This is a genomic window from Paraburkholderia sp. JPY465, assembly GCF_050436725.1.
Lineage (GTDB): Bacteria > Pseudomonadota > Gammaproteobacteria > Burkholderiales > Burkholderiaceae > Paraburkholderia > Paraburkholderia youngii.
On sequence record NZ_JBNDMT010000003.1, the window covers coordinates 554,585 to 578,913 of the forward strand.

At 64.8% G+C, this 24,329-nt stretch carries 25 protein-coding genes; 12 read left to right on the top strand and 13 right to left on the bottom strand.

Annotated features, from left to right (window positions below; all coding sequences use genetic code 11):
* Positions 1-13 precede the first annotated feature (13 nt).
* Both QFZ94_RS17150 and QFZ94_RS17155 read left to right on the top strand, forming a co-directional pair.
* Positions 14-961, top strand: coding sequence for an electron transfer flavoprotein subunit alpha/FixB family protein (locus tag QFZ94_RS17150; RefSeq protein ID WP_368624094.1), 948 nt, complete (start codon positions 14-16; stop codon positions 959-961).
* Between the two features lie 97 nt (positions 962-1,058).
* Positions 1,059-2,849, top strand: a complete 1,791-nt coding sequence (locus QFZ94_RS17155) for an acyl-CoA dehydrogenase (RefSeq protein ID WP_429458387.1) — start codon at positions 1,059-1,061, stop codon at positions 2,847-2,849.
* A 140-nt stretch (positions 2,850-2,989) separates the two neighbouring features.
* Here the strand turns inward: QFZ94_RS17155 and QFZ94_RS17160 are convergent, their stop codons facing one another.
* Positions 2,990-4,276: a D-amino acid dehydrogenase gene (locus tag QFZ94_RS17160; protein ID WP_368586585.1), complete on the bottom strand. Its 1,287-nt coding sequence runs from the start codon at positions 4,274-4,276 to the stop codon at positions 2,990-2,992.
* 180 nt (positions 4,277-4,456) lie between these two features.
* Between QFZ94_RS17160 and QFZ94_RS17165 the strand changes: the two genes are divergently transcribed.
* Together QFZ94_RS17165 and QFZ94_RS17170 are read left to right on the top strand one after the other, a co-directional pair.
* Positions 4,457-4,945 (top strand): Lrp/AsnC ligand binding domain-containing protein, encoded by a 489-nt coding sequence (locus tag QFZ94_RS17165; protein ID WP_013090122.1) that lies wholly within the window; start codon positions 4,457-4,459, stop codon positions 4,943-4,945.
* A 144-nt stretch (positions 4,946-5,089) separates the two neighbouring features.
* Positions 5,090-6,241: a PA0069 family radical SAM protein gene (locus tag QFZ94_RS17170; protein ID WP_429458390.1), complete on the top strand. Its 1,152-nt coding sequence runs from the start codon at positions 5,090-5,092 to the stop codon at positions 6,239-6,241.
* A 35-nt stretch (positions 6,242-6,276) separates the two neighbouring features.
* On the opposite strand, the gene QFZ94_RS17175 is transcribed toward QFZ94_RS17170, so the two are convergent.
* On the bottom strand, positions 6,277-6,744 hold the full coding sequence (locus QFZ94_RS17175) for a TM2 domain-containing protein (protein ID WP_429458392.1): 468 nt from the start codon (positions 6,742-6,744) through the stop codon (positions 6,277-6,279).
* 197 nt (positions 6,745-6,941) lie between these two features.
* The gene (locus QFZ94_RS17180) at positions 6,942-8,126 is read right to left on the bottom strand and encodes a PQQ-dependent sugar dehydrogenase (RefSeq protein ID WP_429458394.1); all 1,185 of its coding nucleotides are present in this window, start codon (positions 8,124-8,126) and stop codon (positions 6,942-6,944) included.
* Positions 8,127-8,297: 171 nt separating this feature from the next.
* On the opposite strand from QFZ94_RS17180, the gene rpsP reads away from it, so the two are divergent.
* The 6 genes from rpsP to QFZ94_RS17210 all read left to right on the top strand — a co-directional run bounded on the left by rpsP (position 8,298) and on the right by QFZ94_RS17210 (position 12,681).
* A complete protein-coding gene (gene rpsP / locus QFZ94_RS17185) occupies positions 8,298-8,552 on the top strand; it encodes a 30S ribosomal protein S16 (protein ID WP_013090118.1) in 255 nt (84 codons plus the stop codon).
* Positions 8,553-8,686: 134 nt separating this feature from the next.
* Positions 8,687-9,421 carry a ribosome maturation factor RimM gene (gene rimM / locus QFZ94_RS17190; RefSeq protein WP_429458396.1) on the top strand — a complete coding sequence of 245 codons (735 nt, stop codon included), beginning with the start codon at positions 8,687-8,689 and terminating at the stop codon, positions 9,419-9,421.
* A gap of 25 nt (positions 9,422-9,446) precedes the next feature.
* Entirely contained in the window at positions 9,447-10,214 is a 768-nt protein-coding gene (gene trmD, locus QFZ94_RS17195) for a tRNA (guanosine(37)-N1)-methyltransferase TrmD (RefSeq protein ID WP_429458397.1), read from the top strand.
* 146 nt (positions 10,215-10,360) lie between these two features.
* Entirely contained in the window at positions 10,361-10,747 is a 387-nt protein-coding gene (rplS, locus tag QFZ94_RS17200) for a 50S ribosomal protein L19 (protein WP_167050256.1), read from the top strand.
* A gap of 87 nt (positions 10,748-10,834) precedes the next feature.
* Complete coding sequence (locus QFZ94_RS17205; protein ID WP_429458398.1) at positions 10,835-11,593, top strand: NUDIX hydrolase; 759 nt, start codon at positions 10,835-10,837, stop codon at positions 11,591-11,593.
* A 149-nt stretch (positions 11,594-11,742) separates the two neighbouring features.
* Positions 11,743-12,681, top strand: a complete 939-nt coding sequence (locus tag QFZ94_RS17210; RefSeq protein WP_368586578.1) for a CobD/CbiB family protein — start codon at positions 11,743-11,745, stop codon at positions 12,679-12,681.
* A gap of 72 nt (positions 12,682-12,753) precedes the next feature.
* Here the strand turns inward: QFZ94_RS17210 and QFZ94_RS17215 are convergent, their stop codons facing one another.
* From QFZ94_RS17215 to QFZ94_RS17225, 3 genes are read right to left on the bottom strand one after another with little or no spacing between them, the layout of a single operon-like run.
* Positions 12,754-13,074 carry a DUF2007 domain-containing protein gene (locus QFZ94_RS17215; protein WP_176380308.1) on the bottom strand — a complete coding sequence of 107 codons (321 nt, stop codon included), beginning with the start codon at positions 13,072-13,074 and terminating at the stop codon, positions 12,754-12,756.
* 1 nt (position 13,075) lies between these two features.
* Complete coding sequence (gene rsgA / locus QFZ94_RS17220; protein WP_368586577.1) at positions 13,076-14,065, bottom strand: ribosome small subunit-dependent GTPase A; 990 nt, start codon at positions 14,063-14,065, stop codon at positions 13,076-13,078.
* Complete coding sequence (locus QFZ94_RS17225; RefSeq protein ID WP_410849598.1) at positions 14,062-15,321, bottom strand: M48 family metallopeptidase; 1,260 nt, start codon at positions 15,319-15,321, stop codon at positions 14,062-14,064. The genes rsgA and QFZ94_RS17225 overlap by 4 nt, the downstream gene beginning before the upstream one ends.
* Positions 15,322-15,548: 227 nt before the next feature.
* Here QFZ94_RS17225 and orn point away from each other — a divergent pair, with 227 nt between their 5' ends.
* Positions 15,549-16,160, top strand: coding sequence for an oligoribonuclease (gene orn, locus QFZ94_RS17230; RefSeq protein WP_368586575.1), 612 nt, complete (start codon positions 15,549-15,551; stop codon positions 16,158-16,160).
* Between the two features lie 38 nt (positions 16,161-16,198).
* On the opposite strand, the gene mog is transcribed toward orn, so the two are convergent.
* Together mog and yjgA are read right to left on the bottom strand one after the other, a co-directional pair.
* Positions 16,199-16,840, bottom strand: coding sequence for a molybdopterin adenylyltransferase (gene mog, locus QFZ94_RS17235; protein ID WP_429458402.1), 642 nt, complete (start codon positions 16,838-16,840; stop codon positions 16,199-16,201).
* The gene (yjgA, locus tag QFZ94_RS17240; protein WP_429458404.1) at positions 16,821-17,429 is read right to left on the bottom strand and encodes a ribosome biogenesis factor YjgA; all 609 of its coding nucleotides are present in this window, start codon (positions 17,427-17,429) and stop codon (positions 16,821-16,823) included. Before yjgA ends, mog begins: the two co-directional genes overlap by 20 nt.
* 151 nt (positions 17,430-17,580) lie before the next feature.
* Between yjgA and pmbA the strand changes: the two genes are divergently transcribed.
* Positions 17,581-18,951 carry a metalloprotease PmbA gene (gene pmbA, locus QFZ94_RS17245; RefSeq protein WP_429458406.1) on the top strand — a complete coding sequence of 457 codons (1,371 nt, stop codon included), beginning with the start codon at positions 17,581-17,583 and terminating at the stop codon, positions 18,949-18,951.
* A gap of 99 nt (positions 18,952-19,050) precedes the next feature.
* On the opposite strand, the gene QFZ94_RS17250 is transcribed toward pmbA, so the two are convergent.
* From QFZ94_RS17250 to QFZ94_RS17270, 5 genes are all read right to left on the bottom strand, one after another.
* Positions 19,051-19,551: a dihydrofolate reductase gene (locus QFZ94_RS17250; RefSeq protein WP_410849595.1), complete on the bottom strand. Its 501-nt coding sequence runs from the start codon at positions 19,549-19,551 to the stop codon at positions 19,051-19,053.
* Between the two features lie 93 nt (positions 19,552-19,644).
* Positions 19,645-21,159 (bottom strand): sigma 54-interacting transcriptional regulator, encoded by a 1,515-nt coding sequence (locus tag QFZ94_RS17255; RefSeq protein WP_429458408.1) that lies wholly within the window; start codon positions 21,157-21,159, stop codon positions 19,645-19,647.
* 24 nt (positions 21,160-21,183) lie between these two features.
* Positions 21,184-22,635, bottom strand: coding sequence for a hypothetical protein (locus tag QFZ94_RS17260; protein ID WP_429458410.1), 1,452 nt, complete (start codon positions 22,633-22,635; stop codon positions 21,184-21,186).
* Positions 22,636-22,729: 94 nt separating this feature from the next.
* Positions 22,730-23,539 carry a peptidase C39 gene (locus QFZ94_RS17265; RefSeq protein WP_410849592.1) on the bottom strand — a complete coding sequence of 270 codons (810 nt, stop codon included), beginning with the start codon at positions 23,537-23,539 and terminating at the stop codon, positions 22,730-22,732.
* Between the two features lie 7 nt (positions 23,540-23,546).
* Entirely contained in the window at positions 23,547-24,260 is a 714-nt protein-coding gene (locus QFZ94_RS17270; protein WP_410849591.1) for a C39 family peptidase, read from the bottom strand.
* Between the last annotated feature and the right edge of the window lie 69 nt (positions 24,261-24,329).

Genomic DNA, 24,329 nt, shown 5'->3' on the forward strand with positions numbered 1-24,329 from the left:
GGAGACGCAAGAAATGACGAATCTGGTAATTGCAGAACACGATAACGCGTCGATCAAGGCCGCGACGCTGAATACGATCGCAGCAGCACAGAAGATCGGCGGTGAGATTCACGTGCTGGTCGCGGGTCACAACGCGCAAGCCGCGGCCGATGCCGCAGCGAAGATCGCCGGCGTCAGCAAGGTACTGCTCGCCGACGCGCCGCAACTCGAAGCGGGTCTCGCAGAAAACGTCGAAGCGACGGTGCTGACGCTTGTGCAGGATGCGGCCAGGAACTACACGCACATCCTCGCGCCGGCTACCGCGTACGGCAAGAACGTCGCGCCGCGTATCGCCGCAAAGCTCGACGTCGCGCAGATCAGCGACATCACCGCGGTGGACAGCGCCGACACGTTCGAGCGTCCGATCTACGCGGGCAACGCCATTGCGATCGTGCAATCGGCTGATCCGATCAAGGTCATCACCGTGCGCTCGACCGGTTTCGACGCCGTCGCGGCCGAAGGCGGCAGCGCAGCGGTCGAAAAGATCGAAGCCGCAGCCGACGCCGGCATCTCGCAGTTCGTGAGCCGGGAAGTGACGAAGCTCGATCGGCCGGAACTGACGAGCGCGAAGATCATCGTGTCGGGTGGCCGGGGTCTCGGCAATGGCGAGAACTACACGAAGGTGCTCGAGCCGTTGGCCGACAAGCTCGGCGCGGCACTGGGCGCATCGCGCGCAGCCGTCGACGCGGGCTTCGTGCCGAACGACTATCAGGTCGGCCAGACCGGCAAGATCGTCGCGCCGCAACTGTACGTCGCGGTCGGCATCTCGGGTGCGATCCAGCATCTCGCCGGCATGAAGGACTCGAAGGTCATCGTCGCGATCAACAAGGACGAAGAAGCGCCGATCTTTAGCGTGGCCGACTACGGCCTCGTCGGCGATCTGTTCGCCCTCGTGCCGGAACTCGTGAAGGAACTCGGCTAAGCGCCGCGGCGGCTGAACAGGCCGCCGAAAATAAGCGAAGGGCGCAGGACCGACCGAGTCCCGCGCCCTTTTTGCATATCAAGGGAGGAGAACCGAAATGAGCTATACGGCGCCCATCAAGGACATGCTGTTCGTGATGAAAGAACTGGCCGGACTCGAAGACATCGCGAAGCTGCCCGGCTTCGAAGACGCAAACCTCGACACGGCGCGGGCCGTGCTCGGCGAGTCGGCGAAACTGTGCGGCGAAGTGCTGGCGCCGTTGAACGTCGACGGCGATCGCAACCCTAGCAGCTGGAAGGATGGCGTCGTCACCGCGACGCCCGGTTTCAGGGACGCGTTCTGCCAGTTCACCGAAGGCGGCTGGCAGGGTGTGCAGCATCCGCTCGACTATGAAGGGCAGGGGCTGCCGAAGCTGATCGGGACGCCATGCGTCGAAATGCTCAACGCGTCGAATCTGTCGTTCGCGTTGTGTCCTTTGCTGACCGACGGCGCGATCGAAGCACTCTTGACCGCCGGCAGCGAAGCGCAGAAACAGACCTTCGTGCCGAAGCTGATCTCGGGCGAATGGACCGGCACGATGAACCTGACCGAGCCTCAGGCGGGCTCGGATCTCGCGCTCGTGCGCACGCGCGCCGAGCCGCAGGCCGACGGTTCGTTCAAGCTGTTCGGCACGAAGATTTTCATTACCTGGGGCGAGCACGACATGGCGAAGAACATCGTCCATCTCGTCCTTGCGCGCACGCCCAACGCGCCCGATGGTGTAAAGGGCATTTCGCTGTTCCTCGTGCCGAAGTTTCTCGTCAACCTGGACGGCTCGCTCGGTGAGCGCAACGATGTGCATTGCGTGTCGATCGAGCACAAGCTCGGCATCAAGGCGAGCCCGACCGCGGTGCTGCAGTTCGGCGATCACGGCGGCGCGCTCGGCCAGCTGATCGGTGAAGAGAATCGCGGCCTCGAATACATGTTCATCATGATGAATGCCGCGCGTTTCGCGGTCGGCATGCAAGGGGTCGCGATCTCGGATCGCGCGTATCAGAAGGCGGTCGCGTATGCGAAGGAGCGCGTGCAGAGCCGTCCCGTCGATGGCTCCGCGAAGCAGTCGGTCGCGATCATCCAGCACCCGGACGTGCGCCGCATGCTGTCGACGATGCGCAGCCTTACCGAGGCGTCGCGCGCGCTCGCGTACGTCGCGGCCGCGCATTGCGATATCGCGCATCGTCATCCCGACGAAGCGACGCGCGCGAAGCATCAGGCGATCTACGAATACCTGGTGCCGATCGTGAAGGGCTGGAGCACGGAGCTGTCGATCGACGTGACGAGCCTCGGCGTGCAGGTGCATGGCGGCATGGGCTTCATCGAGGAAACCGGCGCCGCGCAGTACTACCGCGACGCGCGCATTCTGCCGATCTACGAAGGCACGACCGCGATTCAGGCCAACGACCTGATCGGTCGCAAGACGCTGCGCGACGGCGGCAAGGTCGCGAAGGAACTGCTCGCTGGCATCGCGGAAACGGTTGAAGCGCTCGGCGCGCAGCAGGGCGCGGCGTTCGCGTCGATGCGGACGCAACTCGCTGAGGGTCATCGTGCGCTCGGCTCGGTCGTCGATTTCGTCGTCGCGAATGCGAAGGGCGATCCGAATGCGGTGTTCGCGGGCAGCGTGCCCTATCTGAAGCTCGCCGGCATCGTGTTGGGCGGCTGGCAGATGGCCCGTGCGCAGCTTGCCGCGGCGGCGAGGCGCGACGAGGATCCCGCGTTTCATGACGCGAAGATCGCGACCGCGCGGTTTTACGCCGAGCATGTGCTGCCACAGGCGGCGGCGCTCGAAGTGGCGATCGTCAGCGCGAAGGGTGGCGAGGGCGTGCTGGCTTTGTCGGAAGACCAGTTCTGAGCATGCCTCGATGCCTGCCGCGATTGCGGCGACACCTTGAAAAACAAACGGCGCCTCGCAAGGCGCCGTTTGTTTTTGCAGCTGCTGTTTGTTGCCGCGTGCGCTTGCGGCCAATGCCGCGTTAGCGCACGCGCTAGAACTCACGCATACGCCGGCCGATGTTCGCCCGCCGTCTCGCCGAGATAGCGATGCACCGACAGATCGTCCGCGCGAATCGCCGGTTGCTTGCCTGACATCAGGTCGGCGAGCAACTGGCCCGAGCCGCACGACATCGTCCAGCCGAGCGTGCCGTGGCCGGTGTTCAGGAACAGGTTCGGCACCGGCGTGCGGCCGACGATCGGAGTGCTGTCCGGCGTCATCGGCCGCAGACCGGTCCAGAACGTTGCCTTCGACGTGTCGCCGCCGCCCGGGAACAGGTCGTTCACCGAAAGCTCGAGCGTCTTGCGGCGCGCCTCGCGCAGTGATTTGTCGAAGCCGACGACCTCAGCCATGCCGCCGACGCGAATCCGGTCATCGAAGCGCGTGATCGCGATCTTGTAGGTCTCGTCCAGCACGGTCGACACCGGCGCGGCAGCCGAGTCGACGATCGGCGCGGTGATCGAATAACCCTTCAGCGGATAGACCGGAATCTTCACGATGCCGTCGAGGAAGCGCGTCGAGTACGAGCCGAGCGCGACCACGAACGAATCCGCGCGCACCAGTTCGCCGCCGCACTGCACGCCGGCGATGCGGCCGCCCGTCATCGCGAGTGCGTCGATCGGCGTGTTGTAGCGGAACTTGACGCCCAGCTGCTCGGCGAGCGCCGCGAGGCGCGTCGTGAACATCTGGCAGTCGCCGGTTTCGTCGCCCGGCAGGCGCAGGCCGCCGGTGAGCTTGTGCGACACCGCGGCGAGCGCCGGTTCGGCCTTGCCGAGTTGGTCGGCGCTCAGCAGTTCGTACGGCACGTTGGCTTCCTGCAGCACGGCGATGTCTTTCGCTGCGCCGTCGAACTGCTGCTGCGTGCGAAATACCTGCAGCGTGCCGCCGGTGCGGCCTTCGTACTGGATGCCGGTGTCGGCGCGCAGCGCCTGCAGGCAGTCGCGGCTGTATTCGGCGAGCCGCACCATGCGGCCCTTGTTCACCGCATAGCGCGGCGCCGTGCAGTTCTGCAGCATCTGCCACATCCATTGCAGCTGGAATGCGGTGCCGTCGAGGCGGATCGCGAGCGGCGCGTGCTTCTGGAACATCCACTTGACGGCCTTCAGCGGCACGCCCGGCGCGGCCCACGGCGACGCGTAGCCCGGCGAGATCTGGCCCGCGTTGGCAAAGCTGGTTTCGAGCGCCGGGCCGGCCTCGCGATCGATGACGGTCACTTCGTGACCGGCGCGCGCGAGGTAGTACGCGCTCGTTACACCGACGACGCCACTGCCCAAAACGACGACTCGCATAGCTGCTCCAGATATCCAAGAATTGAGTGAGGGCAACGCGCGCTTCGATGGATTCGATCTGATTCGATTCAACGAGCTGCAACGTGAGGTGAAATGCCGTCTGCCCAGTGTTAACCGCTATACTATTAACAGTGAGGCAGGTTTTGTTATCGTATTTTCATCATTTTCAGCAAAAACACCATGCGTACCCAGCGCCATCCCGTGCGGGCTCTCGATAAGCTCGATCACAAGATCCTGCGGCTCCTGCAGCAAGACGGCCGTATGGCGATGAAGGACCTGGCGGAACGGGTCGGTTTGTCGGTGACGCCGTGCATCGAGCGCGTCAAGCGGATGGAGCGCGACGGCGTGATCACCGGCTACTACGCGCGCGTGAACCCGGCCGAGCTGGGCGCGGCGCTGCTGGTGTTCGTCGAGATCACGCTCGATCACAAGAGCGGCAACATGTTCGACCAGTTCCGGCGCGAGGTGCAGAAGATCCCCGAGGTGCTCGAGTGCCACCTCGTATCGGGCGATTTCGACTATCTGATCAAGGCGCGCATCGGCGAAATGGCCGATTACCGCAAGCTGCTCGGCGACATCCTGCTGCAGTTGCCGGGGGCGGTGCAGTCGAAGAGCTATGTGGTGATGGAGGAAATCAAGGAGACGCTGACGATCGCGGTGACCGACTAGGTGGCCGATCGCTGACGGGATTGGCCGCGCATCTCGCGGGCAACGAAGTGCTCGACAAACGGCGTAAACACTGTATATTTATACAGGTGTTTGCGCCGTTTTCCTTTTGCACTTCCAGTTTGCGTTTGCTCTGCGTGGCCCGCCGTGGATGATCCCGACACCCCTGACATTCCCGAATTTCTGATCGCGCCGCCGGCGCCTCGCAAGGGGCGTGGTGCGGTCACGAACCTGCAAGGCCGCTATGAAGTCGACCAGCGCGAGGCCGTCGACGACGGCTGGCAGGCGGCCGGCGAAGACGGTGAGCCGAAAGTGCTGCGCACGCAGGTGTTCGAGGAGCGCGCGAAAACCATCCTCACACGCAACGCGTCGCCGGACATTCCGTTCAATGTGTCGCTGAATCCGTATCGCGGTTGCGAGCACGGCTGCATCTATTGCTTCGCGCGGCCCACGCACAGCTACCTCGGGTTGTCGCCGGGGCTCGATTTCGAGAGCCGCATCTACGCGAAGATCAACGCGCCCGAACTGCTCGAGCGGGAACTGTCGAAGAAATCATATGTGCCCGAGCCGATTGCGCTCGGCGTCGCGACAGATGCATGGCAGCCGGCCGAACGCGACTTGCGGCTTACGCGGCGGGTGATCGAGGTGCTCAGCGAGCGCAATCACCCGTTCGCGGCGATCACCAAGTCGTCGCTGATCGAGCGCGACATCGACCTGCTCGCGCCGATGGCGGAGCGCGGCCAATTCATGGCGGCGATCACCATCACCACGCTGGACGCCGACATCGCGCGCACGCTCGAACCGCGTGCAGCCACGCCGTCGCGCCGGCTACGCACGATCCGTACCCTCAGCGAGGCGGGTATTCCGGTCGGCGTCAGCATCGCGCCGGTGATCCCGTTCGTCACCGAACCGGACATGGAGCGCGTGCTCGAGGCATGCGCGGAAGCGGGCGCCAGCAACGCGAGCTATATCGTGCTGCGATTGCCGTGGGAGGTCGCGCCGCTGTTCAAGGATTGGCTGAGCGCACACTTCCCGGATCGGGCCGAGCGCGTGATGCACCGTGTGCACGACATGCGGGGCGGCAAGGATTACGACTCGTCGTTCTCGACCCGCATGAAGGGAGAGGGCTTATGGGCCGATCTGCTCAAGCAGCGATTTCACAAGGCCGCGCGCCGGTTGGGGCTGAGCGGACGTGACCGCGGCATTCTCGACATGTCGCAGTTTCGCCGGATCGAGTCGCCGCGCGCCGAGCAGGCAAGCGAACCGGCTCGCGACAATCCGCAACTGAGGCTTTTCTAGCGTGCGGGAATACCTGCTGGTCCCGCTACGGTGCGTTACTGCGAAATTGCTTTGGCCGCTTCGACCTGGCTTTCGAAGTAGGTCTGAAATGCGAGCGCGAGACCGGTCATCAGCAGAAACGCACCGATCAGCAGCGAAAAGATCACGACGAAAATAACGGTCCAGCCGGAGCGGCTTTTGCGTTGCGTGTGGGCGTTGAATTGCGCATCCCATTTCCGATCCGGGCGTAGCCCGTAGACGAGCGCGGCCAGAAACGCGGCGAACAGCGAAACCGCGCCGATCGACGCGAGCACCCAGCCGAGGATCGACGCGCGCTCGGTCGCGATCAGCAGCATCACGCCGGGAGTGCCGATCAGCGTGCCGAGCAGATGGGCCCAGCCGAAGATGTCCCGCATGCCATGCAGATAGAAGCGGTGGGCGCCAAGGCTGCCGAACAGGAACGCCAGCGCGGCGGTGAGCGTCTTGGATCTGAAGCGCGGGGAGGTCGAGGCAATGGTGGACATGAACGCGTGGGCAGAGTGACAGGCGGTCGAAAGGAGCGGCGCGCCGCAGGACGTGGACCGACGCGCATTCTACGCCTGCGGCGGGCGGGTGGTCACGTTGAGGGCGAGCACCCGCGCTGAAAGCGCGGTGGCGAAACGCGCCGGACCTGGCTGAAGACTGGTGCAGCCTCTCAGCCACACGCGCATGCATCCGCGCGCTACGGCGTCGAATATGTGACGCGATAGATCGCGCCGGCGGTATCGTCGCTGATCAGTAGCGAACCGTCCGGCAGCGGCAGCACGTCGGCGGGACGGCCCCACACCGATTCGCCGGGTTGCAGCCAGCCTTCGGCAAAGACTTGCTGGCGTGCGTGGCTGCCGTCAGGGTCGGTGATCACGCGCACCACGCGGTAGCCGACCTTCTTGCTGCGGTTCCAAGAGCCGTGCTGGGCGATGAAGATGTTGTTGCGGTAGTCGGCCGGAAACATCGGGCCGTCGTAGAAGCGCATGCCAAGCGCCGCCACGTGCGCGCCAAGCTTGACCACGGGCGGCGTGAATTCGCTGCATGGATGATCCTTGCCGAACTCGGGGTCGGGCGTGTCGCCGCCGTGACAGTACGGAAAGCCGAAGTTCATTCCGACTCGTGACGCGCGGCTGAGCTTGTCGCTCGGAATGTCGTCGCCGAGAAGGTCGCGACCGTTATCGGTGAACCACAGTTCGTGGGTGACCGGATGCCACGCGAAGCCGACCGAATTGCGGATGCCGCGCGCGACGACCTCGTAGTGGCTACCGTCCGGGTCCATGCGGCCAATCAGCGCGAAGCGGTCCGGATCTCTCTGGCAAATGTTGCACGGCGCGCCTTGCGGCACGTACAGCTTGCCATCGGGGCCGAACGCGATGAATTTCCAGCCGTGATGCGTGTCGGTCGGCAGCTTGTCGGTGACGACGACCGGTTTTGGCGGATCGTCCAGGTGCGAGTCGATCGCATCGAAGCGCACGATTTTCGACACGGCCGACACGTACAGCGCGCCATCGTGCCACGCTACGCCGGTTGGCATCTGCAGCCCGGACGCGATCACGTGGCGGCCCGTCACGCGGCCGTTTCGCAGTTCCAGCGCATAGACGTGCCCATCCTCGCTGCCCACGTACAGAATGCCCTTGGGCGAGAACGTCATCGCGCGTGCGCTCGGCACGTCGTCCGACAACACCTCGATGTGAAAGCCCGGCGGCAGTTTGATTTTTTCGATGGGTAGCGCGGCGTTTGCGGTCAACGCCTGCGCGGTGAGCAACGTGGCCGCCGCCACGCGTAGAATCCGGCTGCGCGGGGTGCGCGAAAGTCCAGCAAAGCGCACGAAAAAGGCAAAAAAGGCGAATCGAAACAGGAGGTTCGGCTGGCGTTGCACACGCGCTCCTTCAGATAATTCGGGCGTTTGAGCGGGGTCGCGCACCTCTTGTAGAAGGCCGGTGCGGCCCGGTTGCTCAGTTTATCCCGGTAAGTGTTTGTTATGGCGTCGGTTTCCCGCTATAATCGCGTGTTTCAGTCGTTCCGAACCCCGGTTTTCAAGGATTCTAGTATGGTCATCATCCGCTTGGCTCGTGGCGGCTCCAAGAAGCGCCCGTTCTACAACATCGTCGCCACCGACTCGCGTAGCCGTCGTGACGGCCGCTTCATCGAGCGCGTCGGTTTCTACAACCCGGTCGCTACGAAGGGCGAATCCCTGCGTATCGCTCAGGATCGCCTGACGTACTGGCAAGGTGTTGGCGCGCAACTGTCGCCGACCGTCGAGCGTCTCGTGAAGGAAGCCCAAAAGGCCCAGCCGGCTGCTTGATATGGCGGCCCGCAGGCGTATCGTCGTCGGTTCAGCCGGCGGCTCGCGCAACTCGCGTGAGCAGTCCGATGCGCGATTTGTTTTACTGAAGCAGACGCCAAAGCAGGCTGCGAAGTTGTCGTCGAGGTTATTCGATGTCTGAGCGTGATTCCGGCAGTTCTGGTACCGCCAAGGCAGCTTCGCGCGCAAAGGCGTCTGGTCAGGCGTCGTTCGGTGCATTCGTCCGCAAGCCGGTCGAACGAACCGACGGCAAGGCGAAAGAGGCGCAAGCCAACGTCGCGAACGCTGGTTCCGAAGCTGCAGAAATGCGTATCGAAACGGCGGCGAGCTGGCCGGCCGATGCGGTCGAGGTGGGCGCGATCGTCGACGCCTATGGTCTCAAAGGATGGGTCAAGGTAGCCGCGCACGCGGATGCCGGGCAGGGCGGAGACGCCTTGCTGAGCGCGCAGCGCTGGTGGTTGCTGAAAGGCCAGGAGCGCAAATCGACGCCGTCCTTGCAGGCCAAAACGCATAGCGACAGCGTGGTCGCCCGTCTGGGTGGTGTCGCTGACCGCGATGTAGCGCTGGCTTTGCGCGGCTCTCGCGTGTACATCAGCCGTAGCGAATTTCCGGCGCTCGAAGCAGATGAATTCTACTGGGTCGATTTGATCGGCCTGGACGTGGTGAATCTCGCTGGGCTCAGCCTCGGCAAGGTCGCCAGCATGATCGACAACGGCGCGCAGTCGGTGCTGCGCATCGAGTATCCGGCTACCGATAAAAGCGGCAAGCCGATCGCAGGCGAGCGTTTGATCCCGTTCGTCGGCGTCTTTGTCAAAACTGTGGACCAGACGGCTAAGCAGATCGTCGTCGACTGGGAAGCAGACTATTGAAATCTATCGTTGAGTGGGGAGAGCGATGCAGTTCGATGTCGTGACGCTCTTTCCAGAAATGTTCCGCGCGCTGACTGACTGGGGTATCACCAGCCGGGCCGCGAAGCAGCTGCGTTATGGGTTGCGTACGTGGAATCCGCGCGATTTCACGACCGACAACTACCGCACGATCGACGATCGCCCGTACGGCGGAGGCCCCGGCATGGTCATGTTGGCTCGGCCCCTCGAAGATGCGATCACGGCCGCGAAAGCGGCGCAGTCGGAGCAGGGCATCGGTGCGTCGCGCGTCGTTATGATGTCTCCGCAAGGCGCGACGCTGAATCACGAGCGCGTGATGAAGTTCGCGGCCGAACCCGGTCTGATCCTGTTGTGCGGGCGTTACGAAGCGATCGACCAGCGTTTGCTCGACCGTGTCGTCGACGAAGAAGTCAGCCTTGGCGACTTCGTGTTATCGGGCGGCGAGCTGCCCGCGATGGCGTTGATGGATGCGGTCGTGCGTCAGTTGCCCGGTGTGCTGAACGACTCGCAGTCGGCGGTGCAGGATAGTTTCGTCGAAGTGCTGCTCGATTGTCCGCACTACACACGTCCCGAGGAATACGAGGGCGTGCGGGTGCCCGATGTGCTGCTCGGCGGCCATCATGCGGAAATCGAGGCGTGGCGGCGGCGCGAAGCACTGCGCAACACGTTGAACAAACGGCCCGATCTGATCGTGAAGGCCAGAAAGAACAGAATGCTGAGCCGTGCCGACGAGGCGTGGCTCGCAAGTCTCGCGAAGGAAGAGCCGAAGGCCTGAGGCTCCGGTCTTTCGAGCGGACAAGAGGCGGTGCCGTACATGCGTGTGCGGTGCCAGATGTGAACCCATCCTCTATCGGGGCCGTAGCCCAACGCAGTAAGCGCGGGCAGGTACGAACGCCGACAAGATGGATCTAGGAGTCAGTGATGAATCTGATTGCAAAACTCGAGCAGGAAGAAATCGCGCGCGTTCTCGGCGAAAAGACCATTCCGGATTTTGGTCCGGGCGATACGGTCATCGTCAGCGTGAACGTGGTTGAAGGCACGCGTAAGCGTGTGCAGGCTTACGAAGGCGTCGTGATCGCCAAGCGTAACCGTGGTCTGAATTCGTCGTTCATCGTCCGCAAGATTTCGTCGGGCGAAGGCGTCGAGCGTACGTTCCAGACGTATTCGCCGCTGCTGGCAAGCATCGTCGTCAAGCGTCGCGGCGATGTGCGTCGTGCGAAGCTGTACTATCTGCGCGAGCGTTCGGGCAAGTCGGCTCGAATCAAGGAAAAGCTGGTCTCGAAGGACCGCGCTGCTTCCGAAGCGTAAATGCTGTAAGAAAAAGCACCCCTCGCGGGTGCTTTTTTGTTGGCCAGGTCAAAATAGCGGCATGTCCCCGCTCATCAGAGAGACCCGTTGATCCGCCCCGTCTTTGAGCCCGAAACTCTGCCTGTCATCGCGACGGGCGCCGATCTGCCACCGGTCACGGGCGAGCGTCTGACGCCCGATGCACTGCGGGCGCGCTTCGATCGGCAACTTGCCTGGACTCCTGAGAAGATCGCCGATGCGCCGTGGCGCAACACCGACCTCGATCCACGCGTGGCCGCGGTGCTGGTGCCGCTCGTCATGCGCGCGCGAGGCGTTACCGTGTTGCTCACGCAGCGCGCGGACCATCTGAGCGATCACGCCGGCCAGGTGAGTTTTCCCGGCGGCCGCCAGGAACCGTTCGACGCCGATGCGACTGCCACGGCGCTGCGCGAAGCGCGCGAAGAGGTGGGTCTCGACGCTTCGCGCGTCGAAGTTCTCGGCGCGTTGCCCGACTATCTGACTGGCACCGGCTTTCGCGTGTCACCGATCATCGCTCTCGTGCACCCGCCGTTCACCCTGGAGATCGATCCGCTCGAAGTGGCCGAGGTTTTCGAAGTGCCGCTCGCGTTCCTGATGGACCCGTCCAACCATGAAGAGCGGCTGTTCCGCTACGAGGGCGGGGAGCGCCGCTTCTTCGCGATGCCGTATCCGCGCGGCGAATTGACGGTGGCTCCGGAAGCCGCCGAGCAGCACGGCCCGCAACACGCGCAGACGGTCACGCCAGCGGCCGTGCAAAGCGGCCAGCATTTCATTTGGGGCGCGACGGCTGCGATGCTGCGCAACCTGTATCGGTTCCTCGCCGCATGATTGATATGACCCGCATCGACGCGCCGACGATGCGAGTTGCGCGGACGACGCACTTGTCGGCGCTTTGTCAGCGTCCGCGTTCAGACTCATCCGACCCTGTGCTATCGTTATAAAACAATCGTAAAAACTTAAAAAGCACGGCGCATCGCATGACTTTTTTCTCCGTATTGCTGGCTCTGATCATTGAACAGGTACGCGCGCTCTCGCCGAACAATCCGGTGTCCGCGTTGCTTCAATACCATGCGGAGTCGGCGGCGCACGGATTCGATGCCGGCAAGCAACGTCACGGTCTGCTCGCGTGGCTCGTCGTGGTGGTGCCCTGGACGCTGGCGGTCGCGCTCGTCTACTACGTGCTGTATCACATTCACTTCATGCTCGCGTTCCTGTGGAACGTCGTGGTGCTTTACTTCACGCTCGGCTTTCGGCAGTTCAGCCATTACTTCACCGACATCCATCTCGCGTTGAACAACGATGACGTGCCGCACGCGCGCGAAATTCTCAACGAATGGACCGGGCTCGAAACTGTCGACATGCCGGTCAGCGAAATCGTGCGTCACACGCTGATTCACGCGGTGGTCGCGTCGCATCGCCACGTGTTCGGCGTGTTCTTCTGGTTCCTGATTCCGGTCGGTCCTGCCGGCGCGGTGCTGTACCGTTGCGCGGAATACCTCGCGCGCGCATGGGCGCGGCCGGCCGACGACCGCACCGTCGCGTTTTCGAGCTTCGCGCAGCGTGCGTTCTTCGTGATCGACTGGGTGCCGGCGCGGCTGACGTCGCTGGGCTTTGCGATCGTCGGCAATTTCGAGGATGCGATTTACGCGTGGCGCAATCATGCGCGGCAGTGGCCCGATACGAACGACGGCGTGTTGCTCGCCGCGGGCAGCGGGGCGCTCGGCGCGCGCCTGGCCGGGCCGCTCGCGGAGCCGTCGAGCCTCGACGCGCTCGCCACTGGCGATGGCGGTCCGATGCAAGTCGGCGACGACTGCACGCCGCGCACGCTGCAATCGGCGGTGGGCCTCGTGTGGCGCGCGGTCGTGCTGTGGATGATCCTGCTGTTGATGCTGACCATCGCGGTGTGGCTCGCCTGAAGCGGCCCACGCACGCGCGCAGCGCAAGAAAAAGCCGGGCATTGCCCGGCTTTTTCAATTCCCGACGACGCTTCACCCCTTCAACGGATCGCGCACAGTCCCGCACTGCCAGCATACGGTGAACTGCGCCTCGAGCATCTCGCCGCACTGCTGACATTGCCATTGCGGCGCGCCTGGCGCCGGTCCTCGCGACGCCGCTTCGATCAGCCGCCGCGCGACCGCCTCATCGCGTTCATCGACCAGCCACAGCTCCGGGGCGCATTGATCGGCCGGAATCTCGCCGAGCGCGCCGTTCAGATAGCGGTTATGCAGCTCGCACGCGATGCCCGCGGTCTCCAGCACATTGACCCAATGCTGTCCGATGATCAGGTTCGGCGCGCGCATCAGTTTCATGTCAGCGGACTATCTGGCTCGCCTCGTGCACGAGTTGCGCATAAAGCGCATGCCGTTCGCGGCGGATCCGGCCGTCGGCGACTGCTTCGAGGATCGCGCAGCCAGGCTCGTGCAGATGATGGCAGTTGTAGAAACGGCAGTTCGGCAGCAGCGGCCGGAACTCGGGGAACGCGCGTTCGAGCCGGCCTTCGGTCAGATGGTGCAGGCCGAATTCCTGGAAGCCCGGCGAGTCGATCAGCGCACCGGCCGCGCCGTTGACGTGATTCACATCGGCCGTACCCGCCGACGGAGGCAGCGGATAAAGACGCGTGAACGTCGTCGTATGGCGCCCGCTGTTCAACGCGGTCGAGATCTCGCGCGTCGCCACTTCGGCATCGGGAATCAGCAGGTTCACGAGCGTCGATTTGCCCATGCCGGACTGACCGAGCAACAGCGTCGCGTGACCGTGCAGATGCTCGGTCAGCGTGGCGCGGGCCGCCTCGGGCTGCATGCGGATCGACACTTCGAGCACCGGATAGCCGAGCGCGCGATACGGCTCGAGCCGCTTGCGCGCGCCGTCCAGAGCAGCGGTAACGTCGATCTTGTTCAGCACGATCAGCGGCTTCAGTTCGTTCGCCTCGGCGGCGACGAGCGCGCGGCCGAGCAGATCCTCGCTGAAATGCGGCTCGGTCGCGAGCACGATCAGCAGCTGATCCAGGTTCGCGGCGAACAACTTCGACTTGTACTGGTCCGAGCGATACAGCAGATTGCGCCGCTCGCCGATCTCGACGATCACGCCTTGATCCGCGGAAGTCGGCTCGTAGATCACGCGATCGCCGACCGCGACCTCGCTGCGCTTGCCGCGTGGGAAACATTGCAGCAGCGCGCCGCCGTCTTCAGGCGCGACCAGATAGTGGCGGCCGTGCGCGGCCACCACGAGGCCGCCCGTGCGCGCGCCGTGCATGCCGGACCCGGCACCGCGCGCCGCTTTTTTCGGAGCGCGGCCGCTCATGCGTGCTGCAGCAGTCGGTCGATCCGCTGCGAGGCCGGCGGATGCGAATAGTAGAACGCGGTGTAGAGCGGATCGGGCGTCAATGTCGACGCGTTGTCCTCATACAGCTTGACGAGCGCGTTGATCAGATCGTGCGCGTCGGTTTGCGACGCGGCGAACGCGTCGGCTTCGAACTCGTGCTTGCGCGAGCTGAGGCTGCCGAGCGGCGTGACGAAGAACATGAACACCGGCAGCGCGAGGAAGAACAGCACGAGCGCGAGTCCGCTGTTGCCGCCAATGAGCGACGGCCGCACGCCGAGCCCTTCGTAGAACCACACGCATTGCGTCAGCCAGCCGAGCAGCGCGAGCATCGCGAGGCTGATTGCGAACGTGACGAGCATGCGCTTCATCACGTGACGACGCTTGAAGTGGCCGAGCTCGTGCGCGAGCACCGCCTCGATCTCGCGGCCGGACAGCCGCGCGAGCAGTGTGTCGAAGAACACGATGCGCTTGCTCGCGCCGAAGCCGGTGAAGTACGCGTTGCCGTGCGCCGAACGGCGGCTGCCGTCCATCACGAACAGCCCCTTCGCGGCGAAGCCGCAGCGCTTCATCAGCGCCTCGATGCGGGTCACGAGAGCTTCATCTTTCAGCGGCTCGAACTTGTTGAAGAGCGGCGCGATGAAGGTCGGGAAAATCAGCAGGCCGAACATCTGGAACGCGACCCACACGACCCATGCCCACAGCCACCACAGGTTGCCCGCGCGGTTCATCAGCCACAGCACGACGAACAGCAGCGGCAGGCCGAACGCGATGCCGAGCAGCGCGCCCTTCAGGCGGTCGAAGAAGAACAGGCTCTTGCTCATGCGATTGAAGCCGAAGCGCTGCTCGACAACGAACTGCCGGTAGTAGTCGAACGGCAGGTCGATCGCGCTCGTGATCGCGATCACGGCGGCAACCAGCACGATCTGGCCGACGTAGCCGCGGCCGAGCCAGTCGGAGATCGCGAGATCGAGCATCTGCACGCCGCCGAGCAGCGTGAGCCAGATCAGCACGGCCGCGCCGACGACGATCTCGACCATCGCGAGCCGCGTGCGCTCGACGGTGTAGTCGGCCGCGCGCTGATGCGCAGTGAGCGCGATGGTGTTCACGAACTGGCTGGGCACCTGTTCGCGATGCGCGACGACGAAGCGGATCTGCCGCGATGCGAGCCAGAGTTTGGTGCCGACCATCGCGACGACGGCGACGATGAAGAGGGCGGTGAAGTACAGGGTAGGCATCCGAGGATTCCGTGGTATCTATGCGAGAATTATATGTTTCTTCCCGCCTCAGGGCGGAGATACGGTTTAACGCGACGGTTTAACGCATTAGCTCCGGGCAGCAGTTCAAGGCGGCGCTTCGGCGCGGCCGGCCCGGCTCGAACCGCGCGAATCCATTTCAAATGAACACATGCCGCGCCGCGCGGGTTTGCAGCGAACCCCGCGGCGCGGCCCTCAGGGTTGCCTTCATGACTGACATCCTCGCATCCACCGAACAGCCGCCGCTCGTGCGCAGCGACATGAATCTCGTCTGGCTGGACATGGAAATGACCGGGCTCGAGCCCGACTCCGACCGCATCATCGAGATCGCGGTGGTGGTGACGAATTCGACGCTCGACAGGATGGTCGAAGGTCCGGTGCTTGCGATTCATCAGAGCGATGAGACGCTCGCGAAGATGGACGAGTGGAATCAGAACACGCATGGCCGCTCGGGGCTGATCGATCGCGTGAAGGCGTCGACGGTCAGCGAGGCCGATGCGACCGCGCAGATTCGCGAATTCCTCGGCCAGTACGTGCCGCCGGGCAAGTCGCCGATGTGCGGCAACTCGATCTGCCAGGACCGCCGCTTCATGGCGCGCTGGATGCCGGACCTGGAGAGCTTCTTCCACTACCGCAACCTCGACGTGAGCACGCTGAAGGAGCTGTGCCGGCGCTGGCAGCCGGTGATCTACAAGGGCTTCCAGAAGCGCGCGATGCACACCGCCCTGGCCGATATTCACGAGTCGATCGACGAACTGAAGTACTACCGCGAGCATTTCCTCGTGCCGTCGGCGCCCGACGCCGCCGCGAGCGGCAAATAAAGCGCGGGCCTGCACCGGCAGGCCCTGATCCTCGAACCTCAGTCCTGCCGCGGCGCGCGTTGCGCGCTTTTCGGCCGGAACGCCTTCACGACGTCGGCGTTGGTTTCCACGTAAGGCCCGCCGATCAGGTCGATACAGTAGGGCACCGCCGCGAAAATCCCCGGCACCTTGACCACGCCGTCATCGCGCAGGCCTTCCAGCGTTTCCCGGATCGATTTCGGCTGGCCGGGCAGGTTGATGATCAGCGCGGCGTGCTGCGCCGTTTCGCGGATCACCGCGACCTGGCGTGACAGGATCGCGGTCGGCACGAAATTCAGGCTGATCTGCCGCATCTGCTCGCCGAAGCCGGGCATCTCCTTCGTCGCCACCGCGAGCGTCGCCTCGGGCGTCACGTCGCGGAGCGACGGGCCGGTGCCGCCAGTCGTCAGCACCAGATCGCAGCCCACTTCGTCGACCAGTTCGATCAGCGTCGCCGAAATGGTCGGCGCGTCATCGGCGATCAGCCGCGTGACGACTTGCCACGGCGAGCTCAAGGCCGCGCCGAGCCATTCCTGCAGCGCCGGAATGCCCTTGTCCTCGTACACGCCCGTCGACGCGCGGTCGCTGATCGACACGAGGCCGATCACGATTTCGTCGGGGTGGTTACGTTGCTTATGTTGATCAGGCGTCGCGGTCGTCATCGTCGTGTTCCGGGGCGAGGTCAGCGTCTTCGGCTCCGTCGCCGGCGCCGGCTGCGTTCTTGATCCACTGGAACAGCTCGCGGAAATAGCGCGGCGGCTTGCTCTGCTGCGCTTCCTTGCGCGCGTTGCGGATCAGCGTGCGACCCTGCTGCGGGTCGGCGGCCGGGTGCTGGCGGATGAACTCGGTCAGTGCGGCGTCGTCGGCAAGCAGCTTTTCGCGGGTGCGTTCGATCCAGTGGAGCTTCGCCGTTTCCGTCTTGTTGACGCCGTTGTAGGTGTCGAGCGCGGTACGCAGCGCGGCGGTGTCGGTATCGAGCAGCGAGCGCATCACGCGGCCGACGTACTGGATCTGGCGGCGCTTGCCTTCATGATCGGTGATGCGGCGCGCTTCGCGCACGGCTTCGTCGAGCTTTTCGGGCATCGGCATGCGCTTGAGCGCGTCTTTCGGCAGCGCGACGAGCGCCGCGCCCAGATCCTGCAACGCCTGCATTTCGCGTTTGACCTGGGACTTGCTCGGACGATCGTAGCCGTTTTCGTCGACTTCCGTGACGACGGATTCGATCGGTTGAATGCGGGTTTTGCGTGTCATGGCGGTATTGTAACTTGCCGCGCCGGCCCGACCCGCGGCGGCGCGTACCTTGCTATGATCGCGGGATGCATTTATCCCGCACCCGCGCGCCTCGCGCCGAACACGGTGCGCATACCCTGGGCCGCGCGGCCCCAACAGGACGGCAACCACAATGGCAGCAGACATGGACGTCAAGCAGCGCTTTTTTCCGCATACCCAGGATGAGCTGAAGGAAATCGCCACGGACATCCTCCGTCACGCGAAGGCGCTCGGCGGTACCGACGCCGCAACCGAAATCTCCGAGGGCGACGGCCTGTCCGTCTCCGTGCGGCGCGGCGAAGTCGAGACGATCGAGCACAACCGCGACAAGATGGTCGGCGTGACGGTGTTCATCGGCAACAAGCGCGGCAACGCGAGCACCTCGGACTTCTCGCCGCAGGCGTTGAAGGACACGGTCGCGGCCGCGTACAACATCGCGCGCTTCACCGCCGAAGACGATTGCGCGGGCCTCGCCGAAGCCGAACTGCTCGAAACCGCGCCGCGCGACCTCGATCTGTATCACCCATGGAATCTGTCGGCCGACGAAGCCGTCGAAATCGCGCGCCGCGCCGAAGACGCCGCGTTCGCGACCGATCCGCAGATCAAGAACTCCGAAGGCGCGAGCGTGTCGGCGCAGCACTCGCAGTTCGTGCTGGCGACCTCGCGCGGCTTCCTCGCCGGCTATCCGTATTCGCGCCACTACATCGCGTGCGCGCCGATCGCCGGCAGCGGCCGCAACATGCAGCGCGACGACTGGTACACGTCGACGCGCAGCGCCGGCGAACTCGCCGATCCCGAGGCAGTGGGCCGTTACGCGGCGCAGCGTGCGCTCGCGCGCATCGGCGCGCGCGGCCTCGATACGCGCAAGGTGCCGGTGCTGTTCGAAGCGCCGCTCGCGGCGGGCCTGCTCGGCGCGTTCGTGCAGGCGACGAGCGGCGGCGCGCTGTATCGCAAGACTTCATTTCTGGTCGACAGCCTCGGCAAGCCGGTGTTCGCGCCGCACGTGCAGGTGGTCGAAGATCCGCACGTCGCGCGCGCGATGGGCAGCGCGCCGTTCGACGAGGAAGGCGTGCGCACGCACCAGCGATCGGTCGTGAAGGACGGCGTCGTCGAGGGTTACTTCCTGTCCACCTACTCGGCGCGCAAGCTCGGCATGAAGACCACCGGCAACGCGGGCGGCTCGCACAACCTGTCGCTGCTCAGCTCGAACACGCGTCCCGAGGACGACTTCGAGGCGATGCTGAAGAAGCTCGGCACCGGTCTCTTGCTGACCGAGCTGATGGGGCAGGGCGTCAACTACGTGACGGGCGACTACTCGCGCGGCGCGTCGGGCTTCTGGGTCGAGAACGGCAAGATCCAGTACCCGGTCGAGGAGATCACGGTCGCGAGCACGCTGCAGGAGATGTTCCGCCATATCGTCGCGATCGGCGCGGATACGATCACGCGCGGCACCAAGCAGACCGGCTCGGTGTTGATCGAACGGATGACGATCGCGGGGCAGTAAGCCGGGCGGCGCGTTTCGGCGCCGCCCCGTATCAAACGAAAACGCCACGCAGCTCAACGTTGCGTGGCGTTTTTTTATTGCATGCCGTGGCGCGTGCCGTCAGACGTCCTTGCGTTGATAGGTGACGAACGCGTAATCGAAGTCGTTCGGCGCATTCGAGTGATGCGCTTCACGCGCGATTTCTTCCCACACGTGCGGGTCGATCGCAGGGAAGGTCGCATCGCCGGGGAAGTCGGCGGCGATTTCGGTGACGATCAGCTTGTCCGCGTGGCGCAGCCCTTCGTCGTACAACTCCGCGCCGCCGATCAGAAACGCCTGCGGCGCCTGGTCCTGCGCGGCGAGCGCGAGCGCTTCGTCGAGATTGGTCGCGGTGTCGCAGCCCTGAAAACGCCGCGAGCCATCGCGTGTGACGACGATGTTGCGGCGTCCGGGCAGCGGCCGGCCGATCGATTCATGCGTCTTGCGGCCCATGATGATGGGCGCGCCCATCGTCGTGCGCTTGAAGAACTTGAGGTCTTCGGGCAGTCGCCAGGGCAACTGGTTGTCGCGGCCGATCACGCCGTTGCTGGCGCGAGCGACGATCAGGGTGAGCGTCGTCATCGAATGGAAAGAGGAGGGTAACCGGGCGATTCTACCCGACGCTCCGATGCGCACCGATGCCCGCCCGCCGCTCAGCCGCCGTTCAGCCGCCGCTCACCCTCCCGCCGGCCCGTCCGTGGCGAGCCCTTCCTTGTCATCGGCGCCGCCCGGTTCGCGCAAACCGTGCACGCCCATCAGCCGATACAGCGTCACGCGCGAAATGTTCAGATCCACCGCCGCCTCGTTCAAGCGGTGCCGGTGGCGCAGCAGCGCGGCCTCGATCGCGCGCTTCTCGGCGGCCTCGCGCGCCTGCGTGAGCGTCATGCTTTGCTGTTCGGTAAAACCGGCGAGGTCGAGATCGTCGGCTGAGATCAGCTTGTTCTCGGCCATCACGATCGCGCGGCGCACGCGGTTGATCAGCTCGCGCACGTTGCCGGGCCAGTTGTAGTTGTAGAGCGCCTCGATCGCCGACGGCGTGAAGCCGCGAATCTTGCGCGCGTTGTCGGTCTTGAACTTGTGCAGGATGTGGTACGCGAGAATCTCGATGTCCCGCGCACGCGCGCGCAGCGGCGGCTCGTCGACGCGCAGCACGCACAGGCGATGAAACAGGTCCGCGCGGAACTGGCCGTCGCGCATCGCGCCGTCGAGATCGACGTGGGTCGCCGAGATGATGCGCACGTCGACCGGAATCGATTCGCGTCCGCCGAGCCGCTCGATCTTGCCTTCCTGCAGAAAGCGCAGCAGGCTGGCCTGGCTTTCGAGCGGCAGGTCGCCGATCTCGTCGAGAAACAGCGTGCCGCCGTCGGCCGCTTCGACTCGGCCGATCTTGCGCTGATTCGCGCCGGTAAAGGCGCCGCGCTCGTAGCCGAACAGTTCGGATTGAAGAAGGTGATGCGGAATCGCGCCGCAGTTGATCGGCATGAACGGCGCCTTGCGGCGCGGCGAGCGCTCGTGGATCGCCAGCGCGGTCAGCTCCTTGCCGGTGCCCGATTCGCCCGCGATGAACACGCTCGCGTCGGTGTTCGCGACCTTGCGGATTGTGCGAAAGAGCTGCTGCATCGCCTCGCAGGTGCCGACCATTTCCTCGTCGCCTGCTTCGCCGGCGGGCGGCGGGAATTCCGGGTCGCACAGCGTGACCATGCCGAACGCGTGGCCGGCCAGATAGTCGATCGTCGCGTGCGCGACCGGCAGCTTCACGAAGTCGAAGCAGTAGTGGCGCACGAGGCGTCGCACCAGCGGATCGTTGAGCCGCTCGTTGCTCGCGAGCGCGATCCAGCCGATCTGCTGCTGACGCAGGCTCGCCTCGAGTCCGCCGATGTCGCGCGGCGCGAAGCTCGCCAGATCGACGATGCCCGCGCACGCGAGGTCCGGCTTTAAAAGCCGCCCGAGTTCGTGCGCCGAGCGCGCGGCCGCGACCTGCCAGCCGCGGCCTTTCAGATGTGCGATCAGAGTTTCGTCAGGAGTGCGCGCGACGTATAGCAGCTGTCGCGCGACGCCTGGCATCGCGGCGCTCGCTTGGGCGCCGGTTTCATTGCTCGCCGGTGGAGCGGCTGCCGGCACCGCGAGCGGCAGATGCGATCCCGCTGCCGCGACGGAAGTCACACTGCTCAGATGAGGTGATTCACGCACGTTCGACCTCGTATCGTTGGCACGTCAGAAGGTGTACGGAAAGCGCACGCCGACCACGAAGTTCGGCGCGTCGGGTGTGAGTCCGATCGATACCGAGCCGTTGATGGTCAGGTGCTTGTTCACGACGTGGTTCAGGCCAAAATTCATCGCCGCGGCCGTGGTCTCGCTGCCCGGCACCTTCTGGTAGCTGCCGCCCGGCGCCTTGGTCTGCGACTCGGGTTCGAGCGCCATCGTGAACGCCACGCTGGCCGAATCCTTGTCGGAGAACGCGAGCGCGACGCCGCCGCCGAACTGGACGATATCGCCGAGCTTGACCGTCGCCGGTTCGGTTTGTCCCTGCACCGACGAAATGTCCGCGAACGAACGCGCGAGGTTGTAGGTGTAGGAAACGCTGCCGAACAGCACGACCGGGTCGTAGGTCTTCAGCACCGACAGACCCGCGGTGATGTTCCAGAAACCGGTGCCGGTCGGCAGTCGGGTCGGCGCGACGAGGTTGGTGTTGTCCGCGTCGACCTGCACGACTTTTTCGCCGAACGGCGAGCTGCCGGTCGGCGCCTTCACGCGCAGACTGCCGACCACGTCCGGCAGCGCGTTGGTTTCCCTGACGAACTGATAGTAGATGCCGAAATTCACGTCGCCGATGTCGTGGCTCGACACCGTCGCGTCCGACAGCGTGCTCGCCGCGCCGCCCGCGCCGCCGACGATGAAGGTGCTGCGCCGGTACACGTACGGCACGTCGACGTCGACGTTGATGCGGTCGGACACGCCGTAGCGCGTGTCGAGGTCTGCCATCACCTGATGCGACTTGGTCTGGCCGAGGTTGATGTTGCCGAGGAAGATCGCATCGAGCGCGAGGAAGCCCGACAACTGCAACTGGCGACGGTCGTAGTAGGTGTCGCTGATGCCGAAGTCCATCGTCAGCTTGTGGTCGAACAGTGGCGCATGCTCGCGCTGCACGACCGCCTGCTCGGCCTGGGTGCGCACCGGTTCGTTCGCGCGCTGGGTCTGGCCGACCGCGCCGCTGCCGTCGGTGGCGGCGGGCAGGCCGCCGGCGCTGGCGTTGCCCGCGTTGCTGCCGTCCGGTGTCGGCGGATTGACCGGCACGCCGGTCGCGGTGCCGGTGGTGCCCGCCGGCGCGGGCGCGCCAGGCGCGATCTGCGCGAGCGGCGGCAGCGGCACCGGCAGGCGGTCGGCGCCGGGCTGCTCGGCCACCGTGCCGCTGCCCGCCGGAGCGCCGGCGCCCGGCACGCCGCGGCCGCGTTGCGCCATCTCGAGTTCGGTGACCTGGCGTTCGAGCGAATGGATTTGCCGCTGCTGCTCGTTGACGACGCGCATCAGCGTATTCAGACGGTCCTCCACGGATTGACCGGCGAGCGCCTGCGCGCTCGCCGGCTGAGAAAGAGCCCAAAGCATGACGGCGGCCGGAATGGCCGCGAGAGCCATGCGCGGCGCCCTGGTCGATGACACTTTTTTCATTTTTTGCTCCCCCGGTGGTCCGGCCGCGCGGTGCTGCCTGCGCGGCCTTCTCTTCACTGCTTGTGGTCCAACTGGCGGGTGGCGGCCCGCGCCGTTATCTCCTGTTTTGCAGTGCCTGCAGTACGCCCAACTGACGAAGCATCGAAGCCGACATCTGCTGGGTTTGCAGATGCAGTTGCAGGGCGTTGGCGACTTGCTGGTTATTGCCTGCGATCTGCAGCAACTGGGCGATCTGCCCGTTGCTCGGCGCGATGGTCTGGGTGGCGAGCCCAGCGGGTGTCTGCAGCGCGACGTTCACGCCGTTGCTGCCGAACGAAATGCCGGCTTTCACGGAGCCGGTCGAATTGCTGGCCGTCGCCGACGGCGCGTTGGCGGAGCCCGTCAGCGTCGCGGCGCTGTTATTGAAGTCGATCAGCGCGGAGTTGGTGCCGCTGTTGCGATCGCCCGCGACCTGGGTAACCTGCGACACGCCGTTGACGCCGATGCTCTGGCCGCCGCGCGCCTGCGCATTCGGGTTGGCGCCCGAATCACCTGCATGGCCGTGCGTGCCGCCGCTCACGCTCGCGAACGTGCTGACGGAACTCGTGAGTTGGCCGCCACCGTTCTGTACCGCGCTCAGCGAGCCTTGAGCGAGCGCGCTCGCGCCGTTGGGCAAGCGCCATTGCGAAATGACGTTCAGCACGAAGCCGGAGATCATCGTCGCGCCGGCGTATTTGCCGGTCTGGGTCGCGAGCACATCGTCGCCGACCAGTTGCACTCGCAGCGGCTCGGCGCCTGGCTCGGACCGTATCGAAAGTTCGGGAGCCGGTGGCGAGGCGGCGCCCTCCGAAGCATGGGCAACGCTGCTTGCGCCATAGGCGACGGCACAGAGCACTAACCCAAGCGGTGTGAGGTGTGACTTCATGGCGGGATCAGAACATGTCTGCCTTGTTCAAGCCGTACTCGAAAAAGGGCGTCGCCGCGCTGCCGGCCGCCAGCGCGGCGGCGCGCAGCTTCAGCGCGAGCGACTCGTTGTCCTGCAACAGCGGTGAATCCTCCCTGAAGGGTTTGCCGAGGACCGCGAACACGAGGCCGTTCCAGGTCTTCGCGAAGTCGTCTTCGAGCACGATGCGATTGCCGAGCGCCGGGTCCGCGATGAACACGCGGCCGTCCTGCGCATGCTTGACGATCACGAAATGCTCGTAGCCGTCGATGTTCATCAGGACCATCACGGGGATCTGAAGATGGTGGAGCGCGTCGACGTTGACGCGAAAGCCGCGGCCGCGCAGTCCGATGGTCTCGACGAAATGCTTCATGTCGAGCATCGAGAAGCCGTTCTTGACGACGACTTCGGGCGTAGAAAAAACCATCATCCGGCGGATCAGTTCGGTTTCCGGAATATCGATGCCGTAGCCGTACTTGAGGAGGGTGGCGAGCGCCGCCGCGCCGCAGCTGTAGTCGAACTGTTGATTGACGATGTGGTTGTAGCGCAGGTCCTTCATCGAACGGACCGTTTTCGTCAATGGCACGCCGACGAACGTGGACGTGTCGATGCTCGACTGTGCGGCGGCGTGATCCGCGCACAGCACATAGCCTGCCAGCGCTACGGCGAGCGGTAGCGCCGGGAACCCCTTAAACCCGGTCATGCTGGTCTCCTGCCCGATCCGCGCCGGCAGCTTCTATGGCTGCCGGCGCGCCCTTCCGACTGCTTTGTG

Bases quoted from the DNA above. Each gene is read 5' to 3' on its own strand.
- QFZ94_RS17150 (WP_368624094.1), top strand. From the start codon at position 14: ATGACGAATCTGGTAATTGCAGAACACGATAACGCGTCGATCAAGGCC.
- QFZ94_RS17155 (WP_429458387.1), top strand. From the start codon at position 1,059: ATGAGCTATACGGCGCCCATCAAGGACATGCTGTTCGTGATGAAAGAA.
- QFZ94_RS17160 (WP_368586585.1), bottom strand. From the start codon at position 4,276: ATGCGAGTCGTCGTTTTGGGCAGTGGCGTCGTCGGTGTAACGAGCGCG.
- QFZ94_RS17165 (WP_013090122.1), top strand. From the start codon at position 4,457: ATGCGTACCCAGCGCCATCCCGTGCGGGCTCTCGATAAGCTCGATCAC.
- QFZ94_RS17175 (WP_429458392.1), bottom strand. From the start codon at position 6,744: ATGTCCACCATTGCCTCGACCTCCCCGCGCTTCAGATCCAAGACGCTC.
- rpsP (WP_013090118.1), top strand. From the start codon at position 8,298: ATGGTCATCATCCGCTTGGCTCGTGGCGGCTCCAAGAAGCGCCCGTTC.
- rimM (WP_429458396.1), top strand. From the start codon at position 8,687: ATGTCTGAGCGTGATTCCGGCAGTTCTGGTACCGCCAAGGCAGCTTCG.
- trmD (WP_429458397.1), top strand. From the start codon at position 9,447: ATGCAGTTCGATGTCGTGACGCTCTTTCCAGAAATGTTCCGCGCGCTG.
- rplS (WP_167050256.1), top strand. From the start codon at position 10,361: ATGAATCTGATTGCAAAACTCGAGCAGGAAGAAATCGCGCGCGTTCTC.
- QFZ94_RS17210 (WP_368586578.1), top strand. From the start codon at position 11,743: ATGACTTTTTTCTCCGTATTGCTGGCTCTGATCATTGAACAGGTACGC.
- QFZ94_RS17215 (WP_176380308.1), bottom strand. From the start codon at position 13,074: ATGAAACTGATGCGCGCGCCGAACCTGATCATCGGACAGCATTGGGTC.
- rsgA (WP_368586577.1), bottom strand. From the start codon at position 14,065: ATGAGCGGCCGCGCTCCGAAAAAAGCGGCGCGCGGTGCCGGGTCCGGC.
- QFZ94_RS17225 (WP_410849598.1), bottom strand. From the start codon at position 15,321: ATGCCTACCCTGTACTTCACCGCCCTCTTCATCGTCGCCGTCGTCGCG.
- orn (WP_368586575.1), top strand. From the start codon at position 15,549: ATGACTGACATCCTCGCATCCACCGAACAGCCGCCGCTCGTGCGCAGC.
- mog (WP_429458402.1), bottom strand. From the start codon at position 16,840: ATGACGACCGCGACGCCTGATCAACATAAGCAACGTAACCACCCCGAC.
- yjgA (WP_429458404.1), bottom strand. From the start codon at position 17,429: ATGACACGCAAAACCCGCATTCAACCGATCGAATCCGTCGTCACGGAA.
- pmbA (WP_429458406.1), top strand. From the start codon at position 17,581: ATGGCAGCAGACATGGACGTCAAGCAGCGCTTTTTTCCGCATACCCAG.
- QFZ94_RS17250 (WP_410849595.1), bottom strand. From the start codon at position 19,551: ATGACGACGCTCACCCTGATCGTCGCTCGCGCCAGCAACGGCGTGATC.
- QFZ94_RS17260 (WP_429458410.1), bottom strand. From the start codon at position 22,635: ATGAAAAAAGTGTCATCGACCAGGGCGCCGCGCATGGCTCTCGCGGCC.
- QFZ94_RS17265 (WP_410849592.1), bottom strand. From the start codon at position 23,539: ATGAAGTCACACCTCACACCGCTTGGGTTAGTGCTCTGTGCCGTCGCC.
- QFZ94_RS17270 (WP_410849591.1), bottom strand. From the start codon at position 24,260: ATGACCGGGTTTAAGGGGTTCCCGGCGCTACCGCTCGCCGTAGCGCTG.